This is a genomic window from Actinoplanes xinjiangensis, assembly GCF_003148685.1.
In the GTDB taxonomy this organism is placed as follows: Bacteria; Actinomycetota; Actinomycetes; order Mycobacteriales; family Micromonosporaceae; genus Actinoplanes; species Actinoplanes xinjiangensis.
On record NZ_QGGR01000046.1, the window covers coordinates 11631 to 28082 of the forward strand.

At 72.5% G+C, this 16452-nt stretch carries 17 protein-coding genes and 1 pseudogene; 12 read left to right on the forward strand and 6 right to left on the reverse strand.

All coding sequences use genetic code 11. The annotated features are described in order from the left end of the window. The first annotated feature begins 71 nt into the window (after nt 1-71). The 5 genes from glnII to BC793_RS46120 all read left to right on the forward strand — a co-directional run bounded on the left by glnII (nt 72) and on the right by BC793_RS46120 (nt 3748). The gene (gene glnII, locus BC793_RS46100; RefSeq protein WP_109602993.1) at nt 72-1073 is read left to right on the forward strand and encodes a glutamine synthetase; all 1002 of its coding nucleotides are present in this window, start codon (nt 72-74) and stop codon (nt 1071-1073) included. 38 nt (nt 1074-1111) lie between these two features. Next, nucleotides 1112-1873, forward strand: coding sequence for an N-formylglutamate amidohydrolase (locus BC793_RS46105; protein WP_109602994.1), 762 nt, complete (start codon nt 1112-1114; stop codon nt 1871-1873). 82 nt (nt 1874-1955) lie between these two features. Continuing rightward, the gene (locus BC793_RS46110; RefSeq protein ID WP_109602995.1) at nt 1956-2285 is read left to right on the forward strand and encodes an STAS domain-containing protein; all 330 of its coding nucleotides are present in this window, start codon (nt 1956-1958) and stop codon (nt 2283-2285) included. Beyond that, a complete protein-coding gene (locus BC793_RS46115) occupies nt 2278-2667 on the forward strand; it encodes an ATP-binding protein (protein ID WP_109602996.1) in 390 nt (129 codons plus the stop codon). The genes BC793_RS46110 and BC793_RS46115 overlap by 8 nt, the downstream gene beginning before the upstream one ends. 220 nt (nt 2668-2887) lie before the next feature. After that, the gene (locus tag BC793_RS46120; RefSeq protein ID WP_146246760.1) at nt 2888-3748 is read left to right on the forward strand and encodes a hypothetical protein; all 861 of its coding nucleotides are present in this window, start codon (nt 2888-2890) and stop codon (nt 3746-3748) included. 124 nt (nt 3749-3872) lie between these two features. On the opposite strand, the gene BC793_RS46125 is transcribed toward BC793_RS46120, so the two are convergent. Continuing rightward, the gene (locus BC793_RS46125; protein ID WP_109602998.1) at nt 3873-5375 is read right to left on the reverse strand and encodes a PP2C family protein-serine/threonine phosphatase; all 1503 of its coding nucleotides are present in this window, start codon (nt 5373-5375) and stop codon (nt 3873-3875) included. A gap of 130 nt (nt 5376-5505) precedes the next feature. After that, the gene (gene rho, locus BC793_RS46130; protein ID WP_109602999.1) at nt 5506-6591 is read right to left on the reverse strand and encodes a transcription termination factor Rho; all 1086 of its coding nucleotides are present in this window, start codon (nt 6589-6591) and stop codon (nt 5506-5508) included. Between the two features lie 322 nt (nt 6592-6913). Between rho and BC793_RS46135 the strand changes: the two are divergent. Further along, nucleotides 6914-7142 (forward strand): annotated as a pseudogene (locus BC793_RS46135) (helix-turn-helix domain-containing protein); the annotation flags it as partial. 211 nt (nt 7143-7353) lie between these two features. On the opposite strand, the gene BC793_RS46140 reads toward BC793_RS46135, so the two are convergent. After that, nucleotides 7354-8217: a L,D-transpeptidase gene (locus tag BC793_RS46140; RefSeq protein ID WP_239170718.1), complete on the reverse strand. Its 864-nt coding sequence runs from the start codon at nt 8215-8217 to the stop codon at nt 7354-7356. A 136-nt stretch (nt 8218-8353) separates the two neighbouring features. Between BC793_RS46140 and BC793_RS46145 the strand changes: the two genes are divergently transcribed. Further along, nucleotides 8354-9367 carry an LLM class flavin-dependent oxidoreductase gene (locus BC793_RS46145; RefSeq protein ID WP_109603001.1) on the forward strand — a complete coding sequence of 338 codons (1014 nt, stop codon included), beginning with the start codon at nt 8354-8356 and terminating at the stop codon, nt 9365-9367. Here the strand turns inward: BC793_RS46145 and BC793_RS46150 are convergent. Together BC793_RS46150 and BC793_RS46155 are read right to left on the reverse strand one after the other, a co-directional pair. Continuing rightward, nucleotides 9306-10490 (reverse strand): sensor histidine kinase, encoded by a 1185-nt coding sequence (locus BC793_RS46150; RefSeq protein ID WP_109603002.1) that lies wholly within the window; start codon nt 10488-10490, stop codon nt 9306-9308. The two genes, BC793_RS46145 and BC793_RS46150, sit on opposite strands and share 62 nt — an antisense overlap. Beyond that, nucleotides 10487-11143 carry a response regulator transcription factor gene (locus tag BC793_RS46155; RefSeq protein ID WP_109603003.1) on the reverse strand — a complete coding sequence of 219 codons (657 nt, stop codon included), beginning with the start codon at nt 11141-11143 and terminating at the stop codon, nt 10487-10489. Before BC793_RS46155 ends, BC793_RS46150 begins: the two co-directional genes overlap by 4 nt. A 99-nt stretch (nt 11144-11242) precedes the next feature. On the opposite strand from BC793_RS46155, the gene BC793_RS46160 reads away from it, so the two are divergent. The 5 genes from BC793_RS46160 (at nt 11243) to BC793_RS46180 (ending at nt 15630) form a co-directional block, all read left to right on the forward strand. Then, nucleotides 11243-11683 (forward strand): hypothetical protein, encoded by a 441-nt coding sequence (locus tag BC793_RS46160; RefSeq protein ID WP_109603004.1) that lies wholly within the window; start codon nt 11243-11245, stop codon nt 11681-11683. Beyond that, on the forward strand, nt 11680-12735 hold the full coding sequence (locus tag BC793_RS46165) for an efflux RND transporter periplasmic adaptor subunit (RefSeq protein ID WP_203896643.1): 1056 nt from the start codon (nt 11680-11682) through the stop codon (nt 12733-12735). Before BC793_RS46160 ends, BC793_RS46165 begins: the two co-directional genes overlap by 4 nt. Further along, complete coding sequence (locus BC793_RS46170) at nt 12732-13400, forward strand: ABC transporter ATP-binding protein (protein WP_109603005.1); 669 nt, start codon at nt 12732-12734, stop codon at nt 13398-13400. Before BC793_RS46165 ends, BC793_RS46170 begins: the two co-directional genes overlap by 4 nt. Continuing rightward, nucleotides 13397-14572: an ABC transporter permease gene (locus BC793_RS46175; protein WP_109603006.1), complete on the forward strand. Its 1176-nt coding sequence runs from the start codon at nt 13397-13399 to the stop codon at nt 14570-14572. The genes BC793_RS46170 and BC793_RS46175 overlap by 4 nt, the downstream gene beginning before the upstream one ends. A gap of 95 nt (nt 14573-14667) precedes the next feature. Beyond that, nucleotides 14668-15630: an S-4TM family putative pore-forming effector gene (locus BC793_RS46180; protein ID WP_146246761.1), complete on the forward strand. Its 963-nt coding sequence runs from the start codon at nt 14668-14670 to the stop codon at nt 15628-15630. A 147-nt stretch (nt 15631-15777) separates the two neighbouring features. Here the strand turns inward: BC793_RS46180 and BC793_RS46185 are convergent, their stop codons facing one another. Next, nucleotides 15778-16398 carry a TetR/AcrR family transcriptional regulator gene (locus BC793_RS46185; protein WP_109603025.1) on the reverse strand — a complete coding sequence of 207 codons (621 nt, stop codon included), beginning with the start codon at nt 16396-16398 and terminating at the stop codon, nt 15778-15780. Nucleotides 16399-16452 lie beyond the last annotated feature (54 nt).

The following is a 16452-nucleotide window of genomic DNA, read 5'->3' on the forward strand; positions in this document are numbered from 1 at the left end:
GAGTATTTACCTCACTGAAACAGGCTATGTGGAGTACGCCCCGAGTACGCCAGTTTGAGGAGAAACGCACCATGGCTGTCAAGGCCGAGTACCTCTGGGTCGACGGAACCCAGCCCACCGCGAAGCTGCGCTCCAAGACCAAGATCCTGGCCGCCGGCGAGAAGCCCGGGATCTGGGGCTTCGACGGTTCCAGCACCAACCAGGCGCCCGGTGACAAGTCCGACTGCGTGCTCCAGCCGGTGTTCGTCTGTCCCGACCCGATCCGCGGCGGTGACAACATCATCGTGCTGTGCGAGGTCGAGCTGATCGACGGCACTCCGCACCCGACCAACACCCGTGCCCCGCTCCGCGCGGTCGCCGAGAAGTACGCCGACCAGGAGGCGATCTTCGGCATCGAGCAGGAGTACACCTTCTTCAAGGACGGTCGCCCGCTCGGCTTCCCGGTCGGCGGCGGCTACCCCGCCCCGCAGGGTGGCTACTACTGCGGCGTCGGCGCGGACGAGGTCTTCGGCCGCGAGATCGTCGAGGAGCACATGGACGCGGTGCTCGCCGCCGGCCTGCACCTGTCCGGCATCAACGCCGAGGTCATGCCCGGTCAGTGGGAGTTCCAGATCGGCCCGGTCGCCGCGCCGCAGGTCGCCGACGAGCTGTGGGTGGCCCGCTGGCTGCTCTACCGCATCGCCGAGGACCACGGAGTCTCCGCCACCCTCGACCCGAAGCCGGTCAAGGGCGACTGGAACGGTGCCGGCGCGCACACCAACTTCTCCACCAAGGCCATGCGCGAGGGCTACGACGCGATCATCGCCGCCGCCGAGGCACTGGGCAAGAAGCGCCAGGAGCACGTCGACGGTTACGGTGCCGGCATCGACCAGCGCCTCACCGGCCTGCACGAGACCGCCCCGTGGACCGAGTACAGCTACGGCGTGTCCGACCGCGGCGCGTCGGTGCGCATCCCGTGGCAGGTCGAGAAGGACGGCAAGGGCTACATCGAGGACCGTCGCCCGAACGCGAACGTCGACCCGTACGTGGTCACCCGCCTGCTGATCGACACGATCTGCTCCGAGCTGGCCTGATCGATTCCCTCGAAAGCCACCGCGCGTACTCTCGCGCGGTGGCTTTCGACGTTCTGCCCGGCGACGCCGTCTCGCCGGTGATCCTGCACGTTCCCCATTCCTCCCGGCGCCTCGTCGAATCCGGGCTCTTTCCGGAGAGGATCGCCGAGGAACTGGACCACCTGACCGACGCGCACACCGATCTGATCGCCGGCATCGCGGCCGGCCTGGCGCGCCGCCGCCCGTGGACCCTCGTCAACCGGCTGTCCCGGCTCGTCGTCGACCCCGAACGGTTCGCCGAGGACGAGATGCTGTCGGCCGGCATGGGCCCGGTCTACACCCACGGGCACGCCGGGCGCCGGTTGCGCGCCGACGACCCGGCCCGCGACGCGGTCCTCATGGAGAGCATCTTCCAGCCGTACGCCGCGGCGATGACCACCCTCGTCGAGGAACGCCTCGCCGCCACCGGGCAGGCGGTGGTGCTCGACGTGCACTCCTATCCGACCGTGGCGCTGCCCTACGAGCTGCACGGGGACGGGCCGCGCCCACCCGTCTGCCTCGGCACCGACCCGTACCACACCCCGGAGCCGCTGATCGCCGCCGCCCGGTCCGTGTTCGGGGAGACCGCGCTGAACACCCCGTTCGCCGGCTGTTACGTCCCGCTGCGGCACTACCACCGCGACCCCGCGGTCCGGGCGCTGATGATCGAGGTCCGCCGCGACCAGTACATGATCGAACCCGGTGGCCCGCCCACCGGCGGTCTCGACTGCATCGCCCGTGCGCTGGCCGCTCTCGTCGATGCGGTCCCCCGCACGGGGTGACCGGCGGTCACCCCGATTTCCTGGCCGGGATGACATGATGGCCGGTGCAGGCGGACGGCCGCCGGGAAGGATACGGCGATCGATGGCGAATTTCGAGGCGAGGACCTCTGCCGCGAGCGGCCGGATCACCGTGTCTCTCACCGGCGAGTGCGACCTGGCGGCCCGGGAGCACCTGACCGCGGTCCTGCTCGACGCCGTGCACCGGGCCCGGGCCGTCTTCGTCGACCTGGCCCGGCTCACGTTCATCGACTCCAGCGGCGTGCACAGCCTCGTCGTCGCCCATCACGCGGCCAAGCAGACCGGCGGGCACATCTACGTGATCAACGCGGCCGGCCCGGTCGCCTCGGTCCTCGAGATCACCGGCCTCGACACCCTGCTGCGCGCCCCGGCGGAGGAGCGCCGCCATGTCTGACCTCTCCGCCGAGGCCGTCGACGGCATGTTCTACGAGGTCCCCGACGACCTGCGCCGGGTCCGGGCCTTCGTCACCGAGCGGGCGCTCGCCCTCGGCCTGCCCGAGACCCGCGTCGAGGTGCTCACCCTCGCGGTCAGCGAACTCACCACCAACACGCTCCAGCACACCGGCGGCGGCGGCCACATCCGGGTCTGGGTCGAGGACGGCCGGCTCGTCTGCGACGTCGTCGACCAGGGGCAGTCCCGCCCTTTCGGCCGTTCCATGCCCGGCGCCGAAGCGATCCGCGGCCGGGGCCTCGCCATCGTCGAGCGGGTCTGCGACGCCGTCTACACCACGGCGGTCCCCGGCGGCACGCTCGTGCGGATCTGCCTCAACCTCTGAGCTCCCCGGTCGCCGCCGGAACCTACGGGCCCCGCCGCCACCTGGGTCTCCAGCCGCACCCGCCCCCGACCGGTCCGGCAGCCATCCGGGCGGCCTTCCCGGCCTCCCGGGCCTCACCGGCCAGCTTCCGGGTCCTCACCGGGCGGCTTCCGGGTCCTCACCCCGGAGGGGGCGCGTAATTCGTGCCGGGCCCGCCCGCGGATGGTCCATCATGGTCGGCGTGGAGGAGGCGAACCTGCTGCTGGACGTCACGGCGACCGGGCGCCCGGCGCTGCGGATCGAGGCGGCCGGCCGGAGCCTGCTGCTGATCCGTCAGGGCGACGATCCGGTGATCATCGCGCGGGTCGAGGACGATCACTACGGCGCCGACTACGTGCGCACCGGCCACTACCGGTCACCGGTCGCGCCACTGCGGGCCGCCCACACGGCCGGGGCCGCCGCCGGTGGCGACACGGCATGGTGGGCGCGGTGGGCCCATCACTTCCGGTCAGAGCTCGCCCGTTCGCGGTACGGCCCACTGCACGCCGGCCGATGGCTGATCAGTTCGCACGTCCCGCGATTGCGATCCGGACTGTGGCGGTGGGAGGTGCTCGGCGCCGACCGGGGCTACCTCGACTGGGTCGGCGACTGGCCGGTGCTGCCCCTGCGCACCCTGTCCGCCGCGGACGACGGGCGGGTCAAGGCCTACCGCAAGCGGATCCACGACGGTTCCCTACCGCCGGTGCTGCTCTGGTGGGTCAGCGGTCTGGTCGGCTACGTGGTGGTGGACGGGCACGACCGGCTGGCCGCGTCACTCGCCGAGGGCCGGGACCCGCCGATGCTCGCCCTCACCCTCGTCGACCCCGAGGCGACCGCCGCCTCGGAGCGGGCACTCGTCGACCGGTACCTGGCGAGCGAGGCACGGATGCGGCGCTACCCGGGTACCGCCGCCGCGCTGACCATTCTCGGACAGCGGCTAGGGACGGACCTGTGGGAGGCGACGCGGGCGGAAGCGCGTACCCGAGCATGGCCCCTGCCCGGCGGAACGCCGGCCTGGACCCGCCTCGCCGCCCGGCACGCACCTGATCTGGCCGCGGTTTAAGCCTGCACGCACCGAATCTTGCCGCGGTTTGGGCCGGCACGCACCGGATCTCGCCGCGGTTTAAGCCGGCACGCACCGGATCTCGCCGCGGTTTAAGCCGGTACCCACCGGATTTCGCCGCGGTCTAAGGCAGGACGCGGACGGCGAGGGTGCACGTGTCGTCGTCCGGGCTTGGGGCGTGCATCAGGCGGTGGAGGCGCGGCAGTGGCTCCGCGCCCGGGTCGGCGGAGACCGCCGACAGGTGGTCACGGATCTCCGTGCAACGGCCGTCGGTGCCTGCGCCGCGGCGTTCGACCAGGCCGTCGGTGTGAAAGAGGACCAGGTCGCCGGCCTCCAGACAGGTGCTCTCCGTCGGGAAGCCGGTCTCCGGCTCCGCGCCGAGCAGCAGGCCCGGAGGGTGTTTCAGGGCGGTGCTGCGGCCGTCGCGGCCCAGCAGGGGTGGCAGGTGGCCGGCCCTGGCCCACGGCAACTCCCGGGTCCGCGGGTCGTAGATCGCCACCAGCGCGGTGCCGGTGATGCCGAGCTGGGCACACAGGCGGTTCATGTGGCCGAGCAGCACGCCGGGTTCGCGGATGCCGATCGACAGCCACGCCACCAGGGCGAACCGCAGGTGTGCCATGCCGCTGGCCGCTTCCAGACCGTGGCCGGCGACGTCGCCGATCGCCAGGGCGACCAGGCCGTCCGGCAGGGTCTGCGCGTGGTACCAGTCGCCGCCCACCCGCACCGCGCTCTCCGCCGGCAGATAGCTGACCATCGCCTCCAGGCCGGCCAGCGGGAACGGGGACCGCGGCACCGGCTGGATCATGTTCTGCAACTGCCCGGCCAGGCGATGCTCGGCCAGGGCGGTGATCTCCCGGGTCCGCAGGCGGTCGCTCAACGACTCGATCTCGGTACGGGAGTCGACCCGCGCCGTCACGTCCTGCACCACCGCGTAGATCTTCACCGGTGTGCCGGACGCGTCGTGGGCCACATCGGACAGGATCCGCAGGTGCTTGACCCGCCCGCCGATGTCGAACCGGACCGTCACGTCCGAGGTGCCGCCGCTGTCCAGGGTCTGCCAGGCCGCCTCGGCGACACCCCGGTCCTCCGGCAGCATCGCCCGCGCCTGATCGGTGCGCGGTAACGGCCCGTCCGCCGGATCCCGCTCGAAGATCGGATACATCCCGGGGGACCAGTCGGTGCGGCCGGTCGTCAGGTCGTACTCGGACCAGCCGAGACTGCCCAGCGCCTCGGTGTGTTCCAGCCGGCGCTGATATTCGTCGACCCGCTGCCACCAGACGAGCAGCCCGCCCAGCACCCGGTAGACACTGATCTCGAACCGGGACTCGGCGATCACCCCGGAACGGCTCTCCTCGAACCGGAACTCGTCCATCCGGCCCGGTGTGCCGGTCGACATCACCTCGACGTACAGATTCCACAGCGGACCGCCGGTCAACTGCGGATACAGCTCGCTGATCAGACTGTCGATGCGCTGCGTCCCCCGGCCGAACACGTCCCGGATCCGGTCACCGGTCGCCGCGATCCGGAAATCCACGATCGTGTCGTCCGGCCCGCGGACGGGCACCAACCAGGTGCAGCCCACCGGAATCGCGGCGAGCAGCTCCCGCACCACGGCCTCAACCGCCATCCGGGCAGCCTATCGGTGGAACGTTCGCACGGGCGCGCCACCGTGCCGTCAGCGGGAGGCGGGCAGCCGGCCCGGCGGACGCGCCGGGGCCGCGAGGGGACGCCCGCGTCGCGTGGTGGCCCCGGTGCTCCTACTGGCCGTACCGGCTGAGGGTCTGCAGGAACGCCGCGTTGGAGGTGCTGGAGTGCAGCCGCCGCAGGAAGCCGGGCATCGCGTCGCGGGGGTTGGTGCTGGTCAGGGCGCGTCGCAGCTGGGTGACCAGCGGGAGTTCGGCGGGGTGCAGCAGCGCCTCGTCGTGGCGGGTGCCGGAGGCGGCGACGTCGACGGCCGGGAAGACGCGGGCGTCGGCGAGCGTGCGGTCGAGTTTGAGGTCGGCGTTGCCGGTGCTCTTCAGCTCCTCGAAGATCAGATTGTCCATCGCGGAACCGGTCTCTACGAGAGCCGAGGCGATGATCGTGACGGAGCCGCCGCCGTCCAGGGCGCGGGCCGCTCCGAGCAGGCGCTTGGGCGGGTGGAGGGCGCCGGTGTCCAGGCCGCCGGAGAGGGTGCGCCCGCGCGGTGGGGCGACCAGGTTGTAGGCGCGGGCCAGCCGGGTCAGGGAGTCGAGCAGCAGGATCACGTCCTCGCCCTGTTCGGCCAGGCGTTTCGCGCGTTCGGCGGCGAGTTCGGCGACGGCGATGTGCTCGTGCGGCGGGCGGTCGAAGGGGGACGCGACGACCTCGCCCTTGATCGTACGGCGCATGTCGGTCACCTCTTCGGGGCGCTCGTCGACCAGCAGCACCATCAGGTGGCAGTCGGGGTGGTTGTGGGTGATCGCGCCGGCGATGTCGTGCAGGATCGTGGTCTTGCCGGCCTTCGGCGGCGCGGCGATGATGGCGCGCTGGCCCTTGCCGATCGGCATGAGCAGGTCGATCACGCGGGTGGTCAGGCGGTGCGGGTCGGTCTCCAGGCGCAGGCGCTCGTGCGGGTGCACCGACGTGGCCTGGTAGAAGTCCGGGCGCGGGCCGGGTGGACGGTTGTTCACCGAGGTCAGCTGGAGTGTGCGGTCGGGGAACCGGAAACCGGTGACCCGGTCGCCGCGGCGCAGGCGCAGGCGGCGTGTCTCCCCGCGGGCCAGCGGCAGATCGTCGGGGGAGGGCGCCCAGCCGTGCGGGCGCAGCAGGGCGCGGTCGTCGGTGATGTCGACGAGAGCGTCGACGGGTACGGGTTCGGACATGGGAGTACTCGATTCGGGTGGAGGCGGCACGGATCGCCGGTGAGGGCGTCGCGAAAACCGGTGAAGGCGTCGCGGGGAGCGCCGGGACAGGCGTTGCGGGAACGCCGGTGGAAGGCGTTGCGGGAACGCCGGTGGTGGCGCTGTGAAGCGAGGATCTGCCGGCCGGAAAAGCCGTGAGTGCCCCGCGACAGCCGGGGGAAGAATGATCACCGGGGGCGATGTGAATTCGCCTGCATCCGGGATCGGACTGGCCCTACCTTAGCACTGCGCGACGATTACAGCGATGATGGCTGCGGACGGACACGCGGGGAGGGAGACCGGGATGCCACTGCTGCGGCGGGTCATCGGGGCGGTGCTGCGCCGGATACGGCTCGGCCAGGGCCGCACTCTGCGGGAGGTGGCCGCGGCGGCCGGGGTGTCGTTGCCGTACCTCTCGGAGGTGGAGCGCGGCACGAAGGAGGCGTCGTCGGAGGTGCTGGCGGCGATCTGCCGGGCGCTGGGCCTGCCCATGCCGGACCTTCTCGACGAGGTGCGCAAGGAGATGCTGCGGCAGGCTCCGGCGCCCGCCTCCCGGTTCGTCACCCACCTGTCGGCCGGCCGCACCAACGGCCCGCGCTGTGCGGCGTCCCGCTGGATGGTCTGCGCCTCCTCCCGGGTGACCGTCAGGCTCTGACGATCGGGTGACCGTCAGGCTGCGACGATCGGGTGACCGTCAGGCTGCGACGATCGGGTGACCGTCAGGCTGCGACGATCGGGTGACCGTCAGGCTGTGACGATCACCGGGGTGCCCGGGTCGACCTGTGCGAGCAGCTCACGCATGCCGGCGGCCGGGGTGCGCACGCAGCCGTTGGACACCTCGCGGCCGAAGGCGGACCGGTTCGTCCAGGCGTGGATGCCGGTGTGCGCACCGCGCAGACTGGCGGCGAGTTTCTCCGGCTCCTCCGGGACGGAGCCGAGCACCAGCGCGTCCAGCCCGGCGTAGACGGCGCCCGACGTGCCCGTGCGCCCGAGCACGAAGGTGCGCCCGTGCGGGGTCGGCGTGCGCTCGGTACCGATCGCGACGGTCCACCGGCCCTGCTCGGCGCCCTCGCGCAGCCACGTCATCCGGCGGTCGGCCAGGCTCACGACGATCTGGTCACGCAGGGGCTCCGGGGTCCAGCCGGTCTCGGGCACCCAGCCGATCGTGCGGTTGGACGACGGCGCGAGGACGGCGGCCCAGCCGTTCTCCCGGGCGACGATCGGGACGACGACCGGCAGGCCGCTGATCCGGGGCGGCAGGTAGGCGCGGGGGCGGCCGCCGGGCGCGTCGTACAGCGCCGTCTTCGTCCCGGGCCGCAGCGCCTCGGTGATCGGGACGACCGATTCCGGCTCCGGGTCGGCGGGCAGGCCGCGGGGACCCTTCGCGTAGGCGATGACCGGCAGGTCGGCGGGTGGTTGCGCGGCCGGCGGCACGGCGGCCGGCGGCTCTGCCGACGCGCGCGGGGTGTCGGCGGCGACGATCGGCTGAGCCGGATCCGCCGGGCCCGGCCCGCCGCCGCGCGTCAGGCGGAACCCCACCAGGGCGGCGACAACGAGCACCATCGCTGTCAGCATCAGCAGGTTTCGGCGGCTCCGGCTGATCGGCATCAGCCAAGGGTAGCGGTGTCCCGTTCGGGTGGATAATCGGCCGATCCGTCCCTGCACCGGCAGGACGGACGGTGCGCCGAGTGGTGCCGGTAACTCCCACTGCCAAGGAGGGGATTGCCGGGGCTAAGGTGATCACATGCTGCGCAGGCTGGGTTTCCTGACCATCGGGCTGTTCGACGAGGCGGATCCGCGCCGCGGCCACGAGTCCACCCTCGAGATCATCGAGCTGGGCGAGAGCCTCGGCTTCGACAGCGCCTGGCTGCGCCACCGGCATCTCCAGTTCGGCATCTCCTCGCCGGTCGCCGTGCTCGCCGCCGCGTCGCAGCGCACCAGCCGCATCGAGCTGGGCACCGCGGTCATCCCGCTGGGCTGGGAGAACCCGCTGCGCCTGGCCGAGGACCTGGCCACCGTCGACCTGCTCTCCGGCGGCCGCCTCAACCCCGGGGTCAGCGTCGGGCCGCCGATGCGGTTCGACCGGGTCAGGGACACCCTCTACCCGGACACCGCCGACGCGGAGGACTTCAGCTACACCCGGGTCGAGAGACTCCTCGCCGCGGTACGCGGTGAGCCGGTCACGTCGTTCGCCGGTTTCGACGGGTTCGAGCAGTTCTCCGACCGGGTCCAGCCGCACTCCCCGGGTCTGGCGTCCCGCCTCTGGTACGGCGGCGCAAGCGTGCGCTCGGCGCAGTGGGCCGGCGAGCACGGCATGAACTTCCTGACCAGCAGTGTGGTGAAGGCCGAGGAACCGCTTCCGCAGGACTTCGAGCAGATCCAGCTCGCGCACATCCGGGCGTTCCGGGCCCACCACCCGGACGGTGACCGGGCCCGGGTCTCGCAGGGCCTGGTGGTGATCCCCACCGACAGCGCCTCCCCGGCCCAGGTCACCAGATACCGGGAGTATGCGGCGAAGCGTCTCCCGCGCACCCTGACGCCGCAGGGCCCGGCCCGGATGATGTTCGCCCCGGACATCGTCGGCAGCTCGGCCGAGATCGCCGAGCGGCTGAACGGGCACGCCGCCTTCCGGGAGATCGACGAGGTGGCGTTCGCGCTCCCGTTCACCTTCGAGCACGACGACTATGTGCAGATCCTCACGGACATGGCGACCCGTCTGGGTCCGGCGCTGGGCTGGAGCCCGGCAGCCGGACGGTGACGACGAGCCCGCCGCCGTCCCGCGGGTGGGCCACGACCGTGCCGCCGTGGGCGCGGGCCACCGACCGGACGATCGACAGTCCCAGGCCGGCGCCCCTGGCGGAGGTCACCCGGTCGCCGTCGAGGCGGCGGAACGGTTCGAAGAGCGCCGCCACGTCGTAGACCGGGATCACCGGGCCGGAATTGCTGACGGTGATCGTCGCGGTCGGGCCGCTCTCCACCCGTACCCATCCGCCCGGGTCCGGATCGTTGTGTCTGATGCCGTTCTCCACCAGGTTGCGGACGAGCTGTTCGAGCAGCAGGCCGTCGCCCTCGGTGGGGGCCGGCCCGGCGACCACGGTGAGCTTCACTCCGGCCGCCTGCGCCTCGGCCCCGGTCTGCTCGGCCACGTGCGACACCACGTCGGCCAGGTCGACCGGGGCGGTCGCGGGCAGCTCCTGATCGGAGCGGGCGAGCAGCAGCAGGCCGTTGATCAGCCGCTCGTGCCGGGTGTTGATCTGCAACAGGTCCTCGCCGAGCCGGATCACGTCCGGTGACGCGGTCCGGCGGTGCATGGCCAGCTCGACCAGCGCCCGGTTGAGGGTGAGCGGGGTGCGCAGCTCGTGGGAGGCGTTGGCGACGAACCGCCGTTGCGAGTCGAAGGCGTGTTCGAGACGTTCGACCATGCCGTCGAACGTGTCGGCCAGTTCCTTCACCTCGTCGTCCGGGCCGTGCAGGTGGATGCGCTGCTGGAGGCCACGTTCGGCGGCGATGCGCCGGGCGGTGGCGGTGACCCGGTGCAGCGGGGCCAGCATCCGGCCGGTGAGCACCCACGCGGACGCCCCGGCGGCGATCGCCACGAACAGGAAGGCCAGCGCGCCCTGCTGGAAGAAGGACCGGCTGACCTCGGCGACCTGGGCGTCGATGAGCCGGTCCGCGGCTTCGCCGGTGAGCACCACGTCGTTGTTGACGATGACGCGTTTGAGGTTGTGGCCGTCCCCGATGGCGGGCGGGGTGAGCGTCCACGGCAGCTGGTTGCGGAACAGCAGGTAGGTGACCCCGAGCAGGGCCAGGCCGGCGACCAGGAAGAACCCGAACCAGACCAGGGTGAGCCGCAGGCGCAGCGTGGGCCGGGGGAGTCTCATGCGATCCGGTACCCGACGCCGGGCAGGGTGTCGATGATCTGCGGGTCACCGAGCTTGCGGCGCAGTTTGAGGATCGCGAGCCGGACCGCGCCGGTGAACGGGTCGGCGTGCTCGTCCCACGCCTTCTCCAGCAGGTGCTCGGCGGAGACCACGGTCCCGTCGGCGCGCAGCAGCTCGAACAGCACGGCGAACTCCTTCTTCGACAGCGACACGTACCGGCCGTCGCGGGTGACCTCGCGGCGGGCCGGGTCGAGGGTGATCCCGGCGCGGCGCAGCACCGGCGGGGCGCCCGGCCGGGTGCGGCGGCCCAGCGCGAGAACCCGGGCGGCCAGTTCCGGCATGGCGAACGGCTTGGTCAGGTAGTCGTCGGCGCCGAGCGACAGCCCGGCCACCCGGTCACCGACCCCGGCGGCCGCGGTCAGCATCAGCACCCGGGTCGCCCGGCCGTCGGCGACCATCCGCCGGCACACCTCGTCGCCGTGCACGCGCGGCAGATCCCGGTCCAGGATCACCACGTCGTAGTCGTTGACGCCGATGCGTTCGAGGGCGGCGGCACCGTCACCGGCCACGTCGACGGCGTGTGCCTCCTCGCGCAGCCATTCGGCGATCGCGTCGGCGAGCATCCGCTCGTCCTCCACCACCAGGATCCGCATCCGCCGATCGTGTCATCCGCGGTGTTTCCGCGGTGTTGGCGTTTCCGCGAACGCCGCGGAAACAGCGTCCCGCGTTGGCTGTGGCCCATGAAGAGACTCATGCCGTGGTTGGCCCTCGTCCTCGTGCTCGGCGGCTGCGCAAGCGCCGCGGAACCCGCCCCCGCCACCTCCCCGGACCCGGACGCCCGCAACCTCAGGTTCGCCGAGTGCCTGCGCGAGCAGGGCCTGGACGTGCCCGACCCGGAGCCGGGCAAGGGCATGACGCTCAAGTTCGGCCCGGGCAGCGACCAGCGGAAGGTGCAGGACGCGATGGAGGCGTGCCGGGAGTGGGCGCCGCAGGGAATGGCCGGCGGCGCCGCGCCCGACCCGTCCCGCGACGCCACGATGCGGGAGTACGCCCAGTGCATGCGCGACAACGGCGTCGACGCGTTCCCGGACCCGGAGGGCGGCATGGTGCGCCTGGACCCGGGCGCCGCCGAGGACCCGGACTTCGAGGCCGCCGAGAAGGCCTGCGCGTCGCTGATGCGGGTCCCGCGGTGAGCGGCCGGGCCGTGAAGATCGTCGCCGGGGTGGTGGCGGTCGCCTCGGCGGGCGCGGCGGCGGTCCTGGCGGCACGGCCGGGAGCGGGTGGCGGCACCGACGACGGCGACCGGCTGCCGCCGGCCATCACCACGATCACCCGGGGCACGTTGCGGGAGTCGGTGGAGGCCGACGGCGAGCTGGGGTACGGCCCCACCCGCACCACCGCGGCCCGGACCGCCGGCACCGTCACGTGGCTGCCGGCCGGCGGCGCGCAGGTGACCCGTGGCCGGCCGTTGCACCGGATCGACGACGACCCGGCGGTGCTGATGTACGGCCCGGTCCCGGCCTACCGCGACCTGTCCCCGGGCGACGAGGGCCGCGACGTGGCCCAGCTGGAACGCAACCTGGCGGCTCTCGGCTACGACGGCTTCACGGCCGACGACGAGTACACCGGCGCCACCGCCGACGCGGTCGAACAGTGGCAGGAGGACAACGGCCTGCCGGAGACCGGGGTGCTGCGGCTGGGCCAGGTGGTGTTCGCGTCCGGCCCGGTCCGGGTCGACTCGCTGATCGCCGAGGCCGGCCAGTCCGTCGCCCCCGGCCGTGACCTGCTCACCTGGACCGGAACGAGCAGGGTGATCACGGTACGGCTGGACGTCGCCGACGGCCCGGTCGCGAAGGCGGGCGCGACCGTGTCGGTCACCCTGCCGGACGGACGGCGGGCCGCGGGCAGGGTCACCGAGGTGGCCACGGTGATCGAGCCGGGGGCCGGCGACGACGGGCCCACCACCGAGGTCGAGGCCCAGATCGCGCTCACCGACCCGAAGACCGCCGCCGCGCTGGGAAGCGCCGCCGTGGACGTCACCTTCACCGCGGCCGAGCGCCGGAACGTCCTGACCGTGCCGGTGGCCGCGCTGATGGCGGCACCGGACGGCGGCTTCGCGGTCGAGGTCGTCGACGGTGCCGGCACCCGGCAGGTACCGGTACGGACCGGGCTGTTCGCCGACGGGCGGGTCGAGATCACCGGCGACGGCCTGGCCGAGGGCACGACGGTCGGGGCGCCGCGGTGATCGAGCTGATCGAGGTGACGAAGGCGTACCCGGGTGGGGTGACCGCCCTGGACGGGGTGAACCTGTCGATCTCCGCCGGCGAGATGGTCGCCGTCGTGGGCCCGTCCGGTTCCGGCAAGTCGACCGTCCTGCACCTGATCGGCACGCTGGACCGGCCGACCTCCGGCATCGTGCGGATCGACGGGCACGACGTGGCCGGGCTGCCCGACCGGCGGCTCGCCGCCCTGCGGGCCGCCCGGATCGGGTTCGTCTTCCAGCAGTTCCACCTGGCGGCCGGGACGAGCGCACTGGACAACGTGGCCGACGGGCTGCTCTATCAGGGGGTACGGCGGACCGAACGGCGCCGCCGGGCCGCCGGGGCGCTGGAACGGGTCGGCCTGGGACACCGGTTACGGCACGATCCGCACGAGCTGTCCGGCGGGGAACGCCAGCGGGTGGCGATCGCGCGGGCCGTCGTGGGCCGCCCGCCGTTGCTGCTGGCCGACGAACCGACCGGGGCCCTGGACTCCCACTCCGGCGACGGGGTGATGCGCCTGCTGGCGGAGCTGAACGCGGCCGGTACCACGGTCGTGATCATCACGCACGACCGGGAGATCGCGGCGTCCGTACCCCGGCAGATCCTGATGCGCGACGGCCGGATCCGGACCGGGGAGGTGGCCCGATGAGATTCACCGACGTGGTACGCGTGGGTGGCGCCGGGCTGCGGACCCGGCCGATGCGGGCGTTCCTGTCCGCCCTGGGGATCGCCATCGGGATCGCGGCGATGGTCGCGGTCGTCGGCATCTCCTCGTCGTCCGGTGCGGAGCTGGACCGCACCCTGTCGGCGCTGGGCACGAATCTGCTGACCGTCGGACCCGGGCAGACCCTGCTCGGCGCGGAGGCGGAGCTGCCGCTGGAGGCCGAGCCGATGATCGAGCGGATCGACGGGATCGAGGCGGTCTCGGCGATCGGCCGGATCGGCGACGCCAAGGTGTACCGCTCGGAGAAGATCCCTTCCGTGCAGACCGGGGGCATGATCGCGTACGCGGCCCGGGAGGATCTGCCCGGCACGGTCGGCGCGACGATCCGGGACGGCGCCTGGCTCACCACCGCCACCGGCAGCTTCCCCGCGGTGGTGCTCGGTTCCGCGGCCGCCGAACGGCTCGGCATCGGCGCCCCCGGCCCGGACATCCAGATCGTGATCGGCGGAGTCCGGTTCACCGTGACCGGCATCCTCGACCCCGTCCCGCTCGCCGCCGAGCTGGACAGCGCGGCCCTGGTGGGCTGGCCGTCCGCGGCCCGGTGGCTGGCCTTCGACGGGCACGCCACCACGGTGTACACCCGGTCCGCGGAATCCCGCCTGGCGACCGTGCGCGGGCTGCTCGCGGCGACTGCCAACCCGCCGGCGCCGAACGAGGTCGAGGTGTCCCGCCCGTCCGACGCCCTCGCCGCCAAGCAGGCCACCGGGCAGGCGTTCGCCGGGCTGCTGCTCGGCGTCGGCGCGGTGGCGCTGCTGGTGGGCGGGGTGGGGGTGGCCAACACGATGGTCATCTCGGTGCTGGAGCGGCGGCCGGAGATCGGACTGCGGCGGGCGCTGGGCGCCACCCGCGGGCAGATCCGCCTCCAGTTCCTCGCCGAGTCACTGCTGCTGTCGGCGCTCGGCGGGGCCGGGGGAGTGCTGCTCGGGGCGGCGGTGACGGCCGGTTACGCCACGTATCGGCTGTGGCCGTGGGTGATCCCGTCGTGGGCGCTCGGCGGCGGTGTGGGCACGACGCTGATCATCGGCGGGGTGGCCGGCCTCTACCCGGCGGTACGCGCCGCCCGCCTCGCCCCCACGGAAGCTCTTGCGACCCCGTGAACATACCCGCTATCTGGAGAAATAGATGAACGTAGCTGATTTTCGGGGATAATCTTGGCGTACCACATCAGTTCGCTGGACAGGCGGTGGCGCGCATGTCCGATCGCAGATCCGTGGTGCGGCAGCGTCAACTGGACCCGACGCTCTGTCACCTACTCCGAGCGACCGCGGTGTCGCATGCCCGGGTACGGCGGCTGGCCGCACTGCGGATCGGCATCTCCCTCACCCTGGCCGTGACCGGGCTCGTCGCCGTCCTGGCCGGATCGCTCAACGCCACCCCGTTCACCCGGTCGCTGAGCATCACGGTCACCGTCGCCGGCGCGCTCTGGGCACTTGTCTACTCGCTGGGCCTCGCCTCGTGGGCGCACCGGGAGTTGCAACGGGCCGCGCTGCTCCAGGAGACGTTCGAGGTACGGCTGTTCCACCTGCCCTGGAACCACGTGCTCGCCGGCGACGAGGTGCCGGCCGAGGACGTGCACAAACTCAGCAGCCGGTTCCGCGGCTCGGAGGACTCGCTACGGGTCTCGTACGCGATGCCGAACCTGCCGGCGCCGTTCGACGTGCTCGCCCGCCAGCAGCAGAACCTCGCCTGGGGCGGCCGGGTCCGCCGCAGGTACGCCCGCGCGGTCCTGGCCGCTCTCCTCGCCTGGACGGCGTTCGGTCTGCTCACCGCGATGCTCCGGGGCTCCACCGTGACCGACTTCCTGGTGCAGTGGTGCGTACCGTCGCTCGGTCTGCTGATGCTCGGCTGGGACACGTTCCGCGAGCAGCGCGGCATCTTCACCGACCGCCGCAGGGTCGGGCGGTGGTCCCGGTCGCGCTCCCTGCACGCCGCTCCACTGAGTCAGGAGCCGGCCACCCGCCAGGAGCTGTGGCTGATGGCCCGGCAGGTCCAGGACCAGCTGTTCCTGACCCGCCGCCGGGCGCCGCGCGTGCCGTCCTGGTTCTTCCGCCGCTACTACCTCCAGGACAGCAGCGACTTCACCGCGGGCCTGGCCGAGACGCGCCGCGCCCTCGTCGACGCCGGCCTCACCATCCGCGCCTACCGCCGTCCATAACCCCGGCTGGCTCTCACCGCTGTCTCAACGAGCGCGAGACAGCGGTGGGCGCCAGCCGAAAAGATCCAGCTGGCTGTCACCGCTGTCTCGGCGGGCGTGAGACAGCGGTGAGGACCAGCCCGAAAAGGACCGGCCCGAAAGGCGGGGTCAGCCGTGGGTGAGGCGGGCGGCGAGGCCGTCGACGAACATCATCAGCGCGAACTCGAAACTGTCCCGGTCGACGCTGTCGGCGTGCTCGCGCAGCCGGTGGGCGTCCCCCAGGGACGGGTAGCGGTCCAGGTAGACCTGCACGTCGTCGACGAACCCGCGGGAGAAGCTGCCCATCGCCGCACCCAGCACCAGGTACTTCGTGGACGCACCGATCATGGTGGCCTCCCGCGGCGGCCAGCCGGCGGCGACCAGGCCGCCGTGGATGGCGTCGGCGCGGCGCAGGGAGGCGTCGCGCTGGCCGGGGCCGCGGGCCAGGAACGGCACGATGTTCGGATGCTCGGCGAGCGCCGCCCGGTAGGAGCGCGCCCAGGTGAGCAGGCCGTCCCGCCAGCCGTGGGTGAAGGCGGAGACGTCCACCTTCTCCATGATCTCGCTGGCCACGTCGTCGAGCAGGTGTTCCTTGGTGGGGTAGTGGAAGTACAGCGCGGGTGCCGAGACGCCCAGGGCGGCCGCGAGCTTGCGCATGCTCAGCCCGTCGAGCCCGTCCCGGTCGATGATCTCCAGTGCGGACGCGCGGATGCCGGCCTGGCTGAGCAGCGGCGTCGTCGGCCGGGGCATGCGGTCCTCCACGGGGCTTGGTTTATCTAACGCTGTTAAGTTAGCATGGCCCGA

What these genes read in the sequence shown, in the direction of transcription:
- BC793_RS46145 (WP_109603001.1), top strand. Translation starts at nt 8,354, where the DNA reads ATGCTGCGCAGGCTGGGTTTCCTGACCATCGGGCTGTTCGACGAGGCG.
- BC793_RS46140 (WP_239170718.1), bottom strand. Translation starts at nt 8,217, where the DNA reads ATGCCGATCAGCCGGAGCCGCCGAAACCTGCTGATGCTGACAGCGATG.
- BC793_RS46175 (WP_109603006.1), top strand. Translation starts at nt 13,397, where the DNA reads ATGAGATTCACCGACGTGGTACGCGTGGGTGGCGCCGGGCTGCGGACC.
- BC793_RS46110 (WP_109602995.1), top strand. Translation starts at nt 1,956, where the DNA reads ATGGCGAATTTCGAGGCGAGGACCTCTGCCGCGAGCGGCCGGATCACC.
- BC793_RS46125 (WP_109602998.1), bottom strand. Translation starts at nt 5,375, where the DNA reads ATGGCGGTTGAGGCCGTGGTGCGGGAGCTGCTCGCCGCGATTCCGGTG.
- glnII (WP_109602993.1), top strand. Translation starts at nt 72, where the DNA reads ATGGCTGTCAAGGCCGAGTACCTCTGGGTCGACGGAACCCAGCCCACC.
- BC793_RS46155 (WP_109603003.1), bottom strand. Translation starts at nt 11,143, where the DNA reads ATGCGGATCCTGGTGGTGGAGGACGAGCGGATGCTCGCCGACGCGATC.
- BC793_RS46150 (WP_109603002.1), bottom strand. Translation starts at nt 10,490, where the DNA reads ATGAGACTCCCCCGGCCCACGCTGCGCCTGCGGCTCACCCTGGTCTGG.
- rho (WP_109602999.1), bottom strand. Translation starts at nt 6,591, where the DNA reads ATGTCCGAACCCGTACCCGTCGACGCTCTCGTCGACATCACCGACGAC.
- BC793_RS46115 (WP_109602996.1), top strand. Translation starts at nt 2,278, where the DNA reads ATGTCTGACCTCTCCGCCGAGGCCGTCGACGGCATGTTCTACGAGGTC.
- BC793_RS46185 (WP_109603025.1), bottom strand. Translation starts at nt 16,398, where the DNA reads ATGCCCCGGCCGACGACGCCGCTGCTCAGCCAGGCCGGCATCCGCGCG.
- BC793_RS46180 (WP_146246761.1), top strand. Translation starts at nt 14,668, where the DNA reads ATGTCCGATCGCAGATCCGTGGTGCGGCAGCGTCAACTGGACCCGACG.
- BC793_RS46160 (WP_109603004.1), top strand. Translation starts at nt 11,243, where the DNA reads ATGCCGTGGTTGGCCCTCGTCCTCGTGCTCGGCGGCTGCGCAAGCGCC.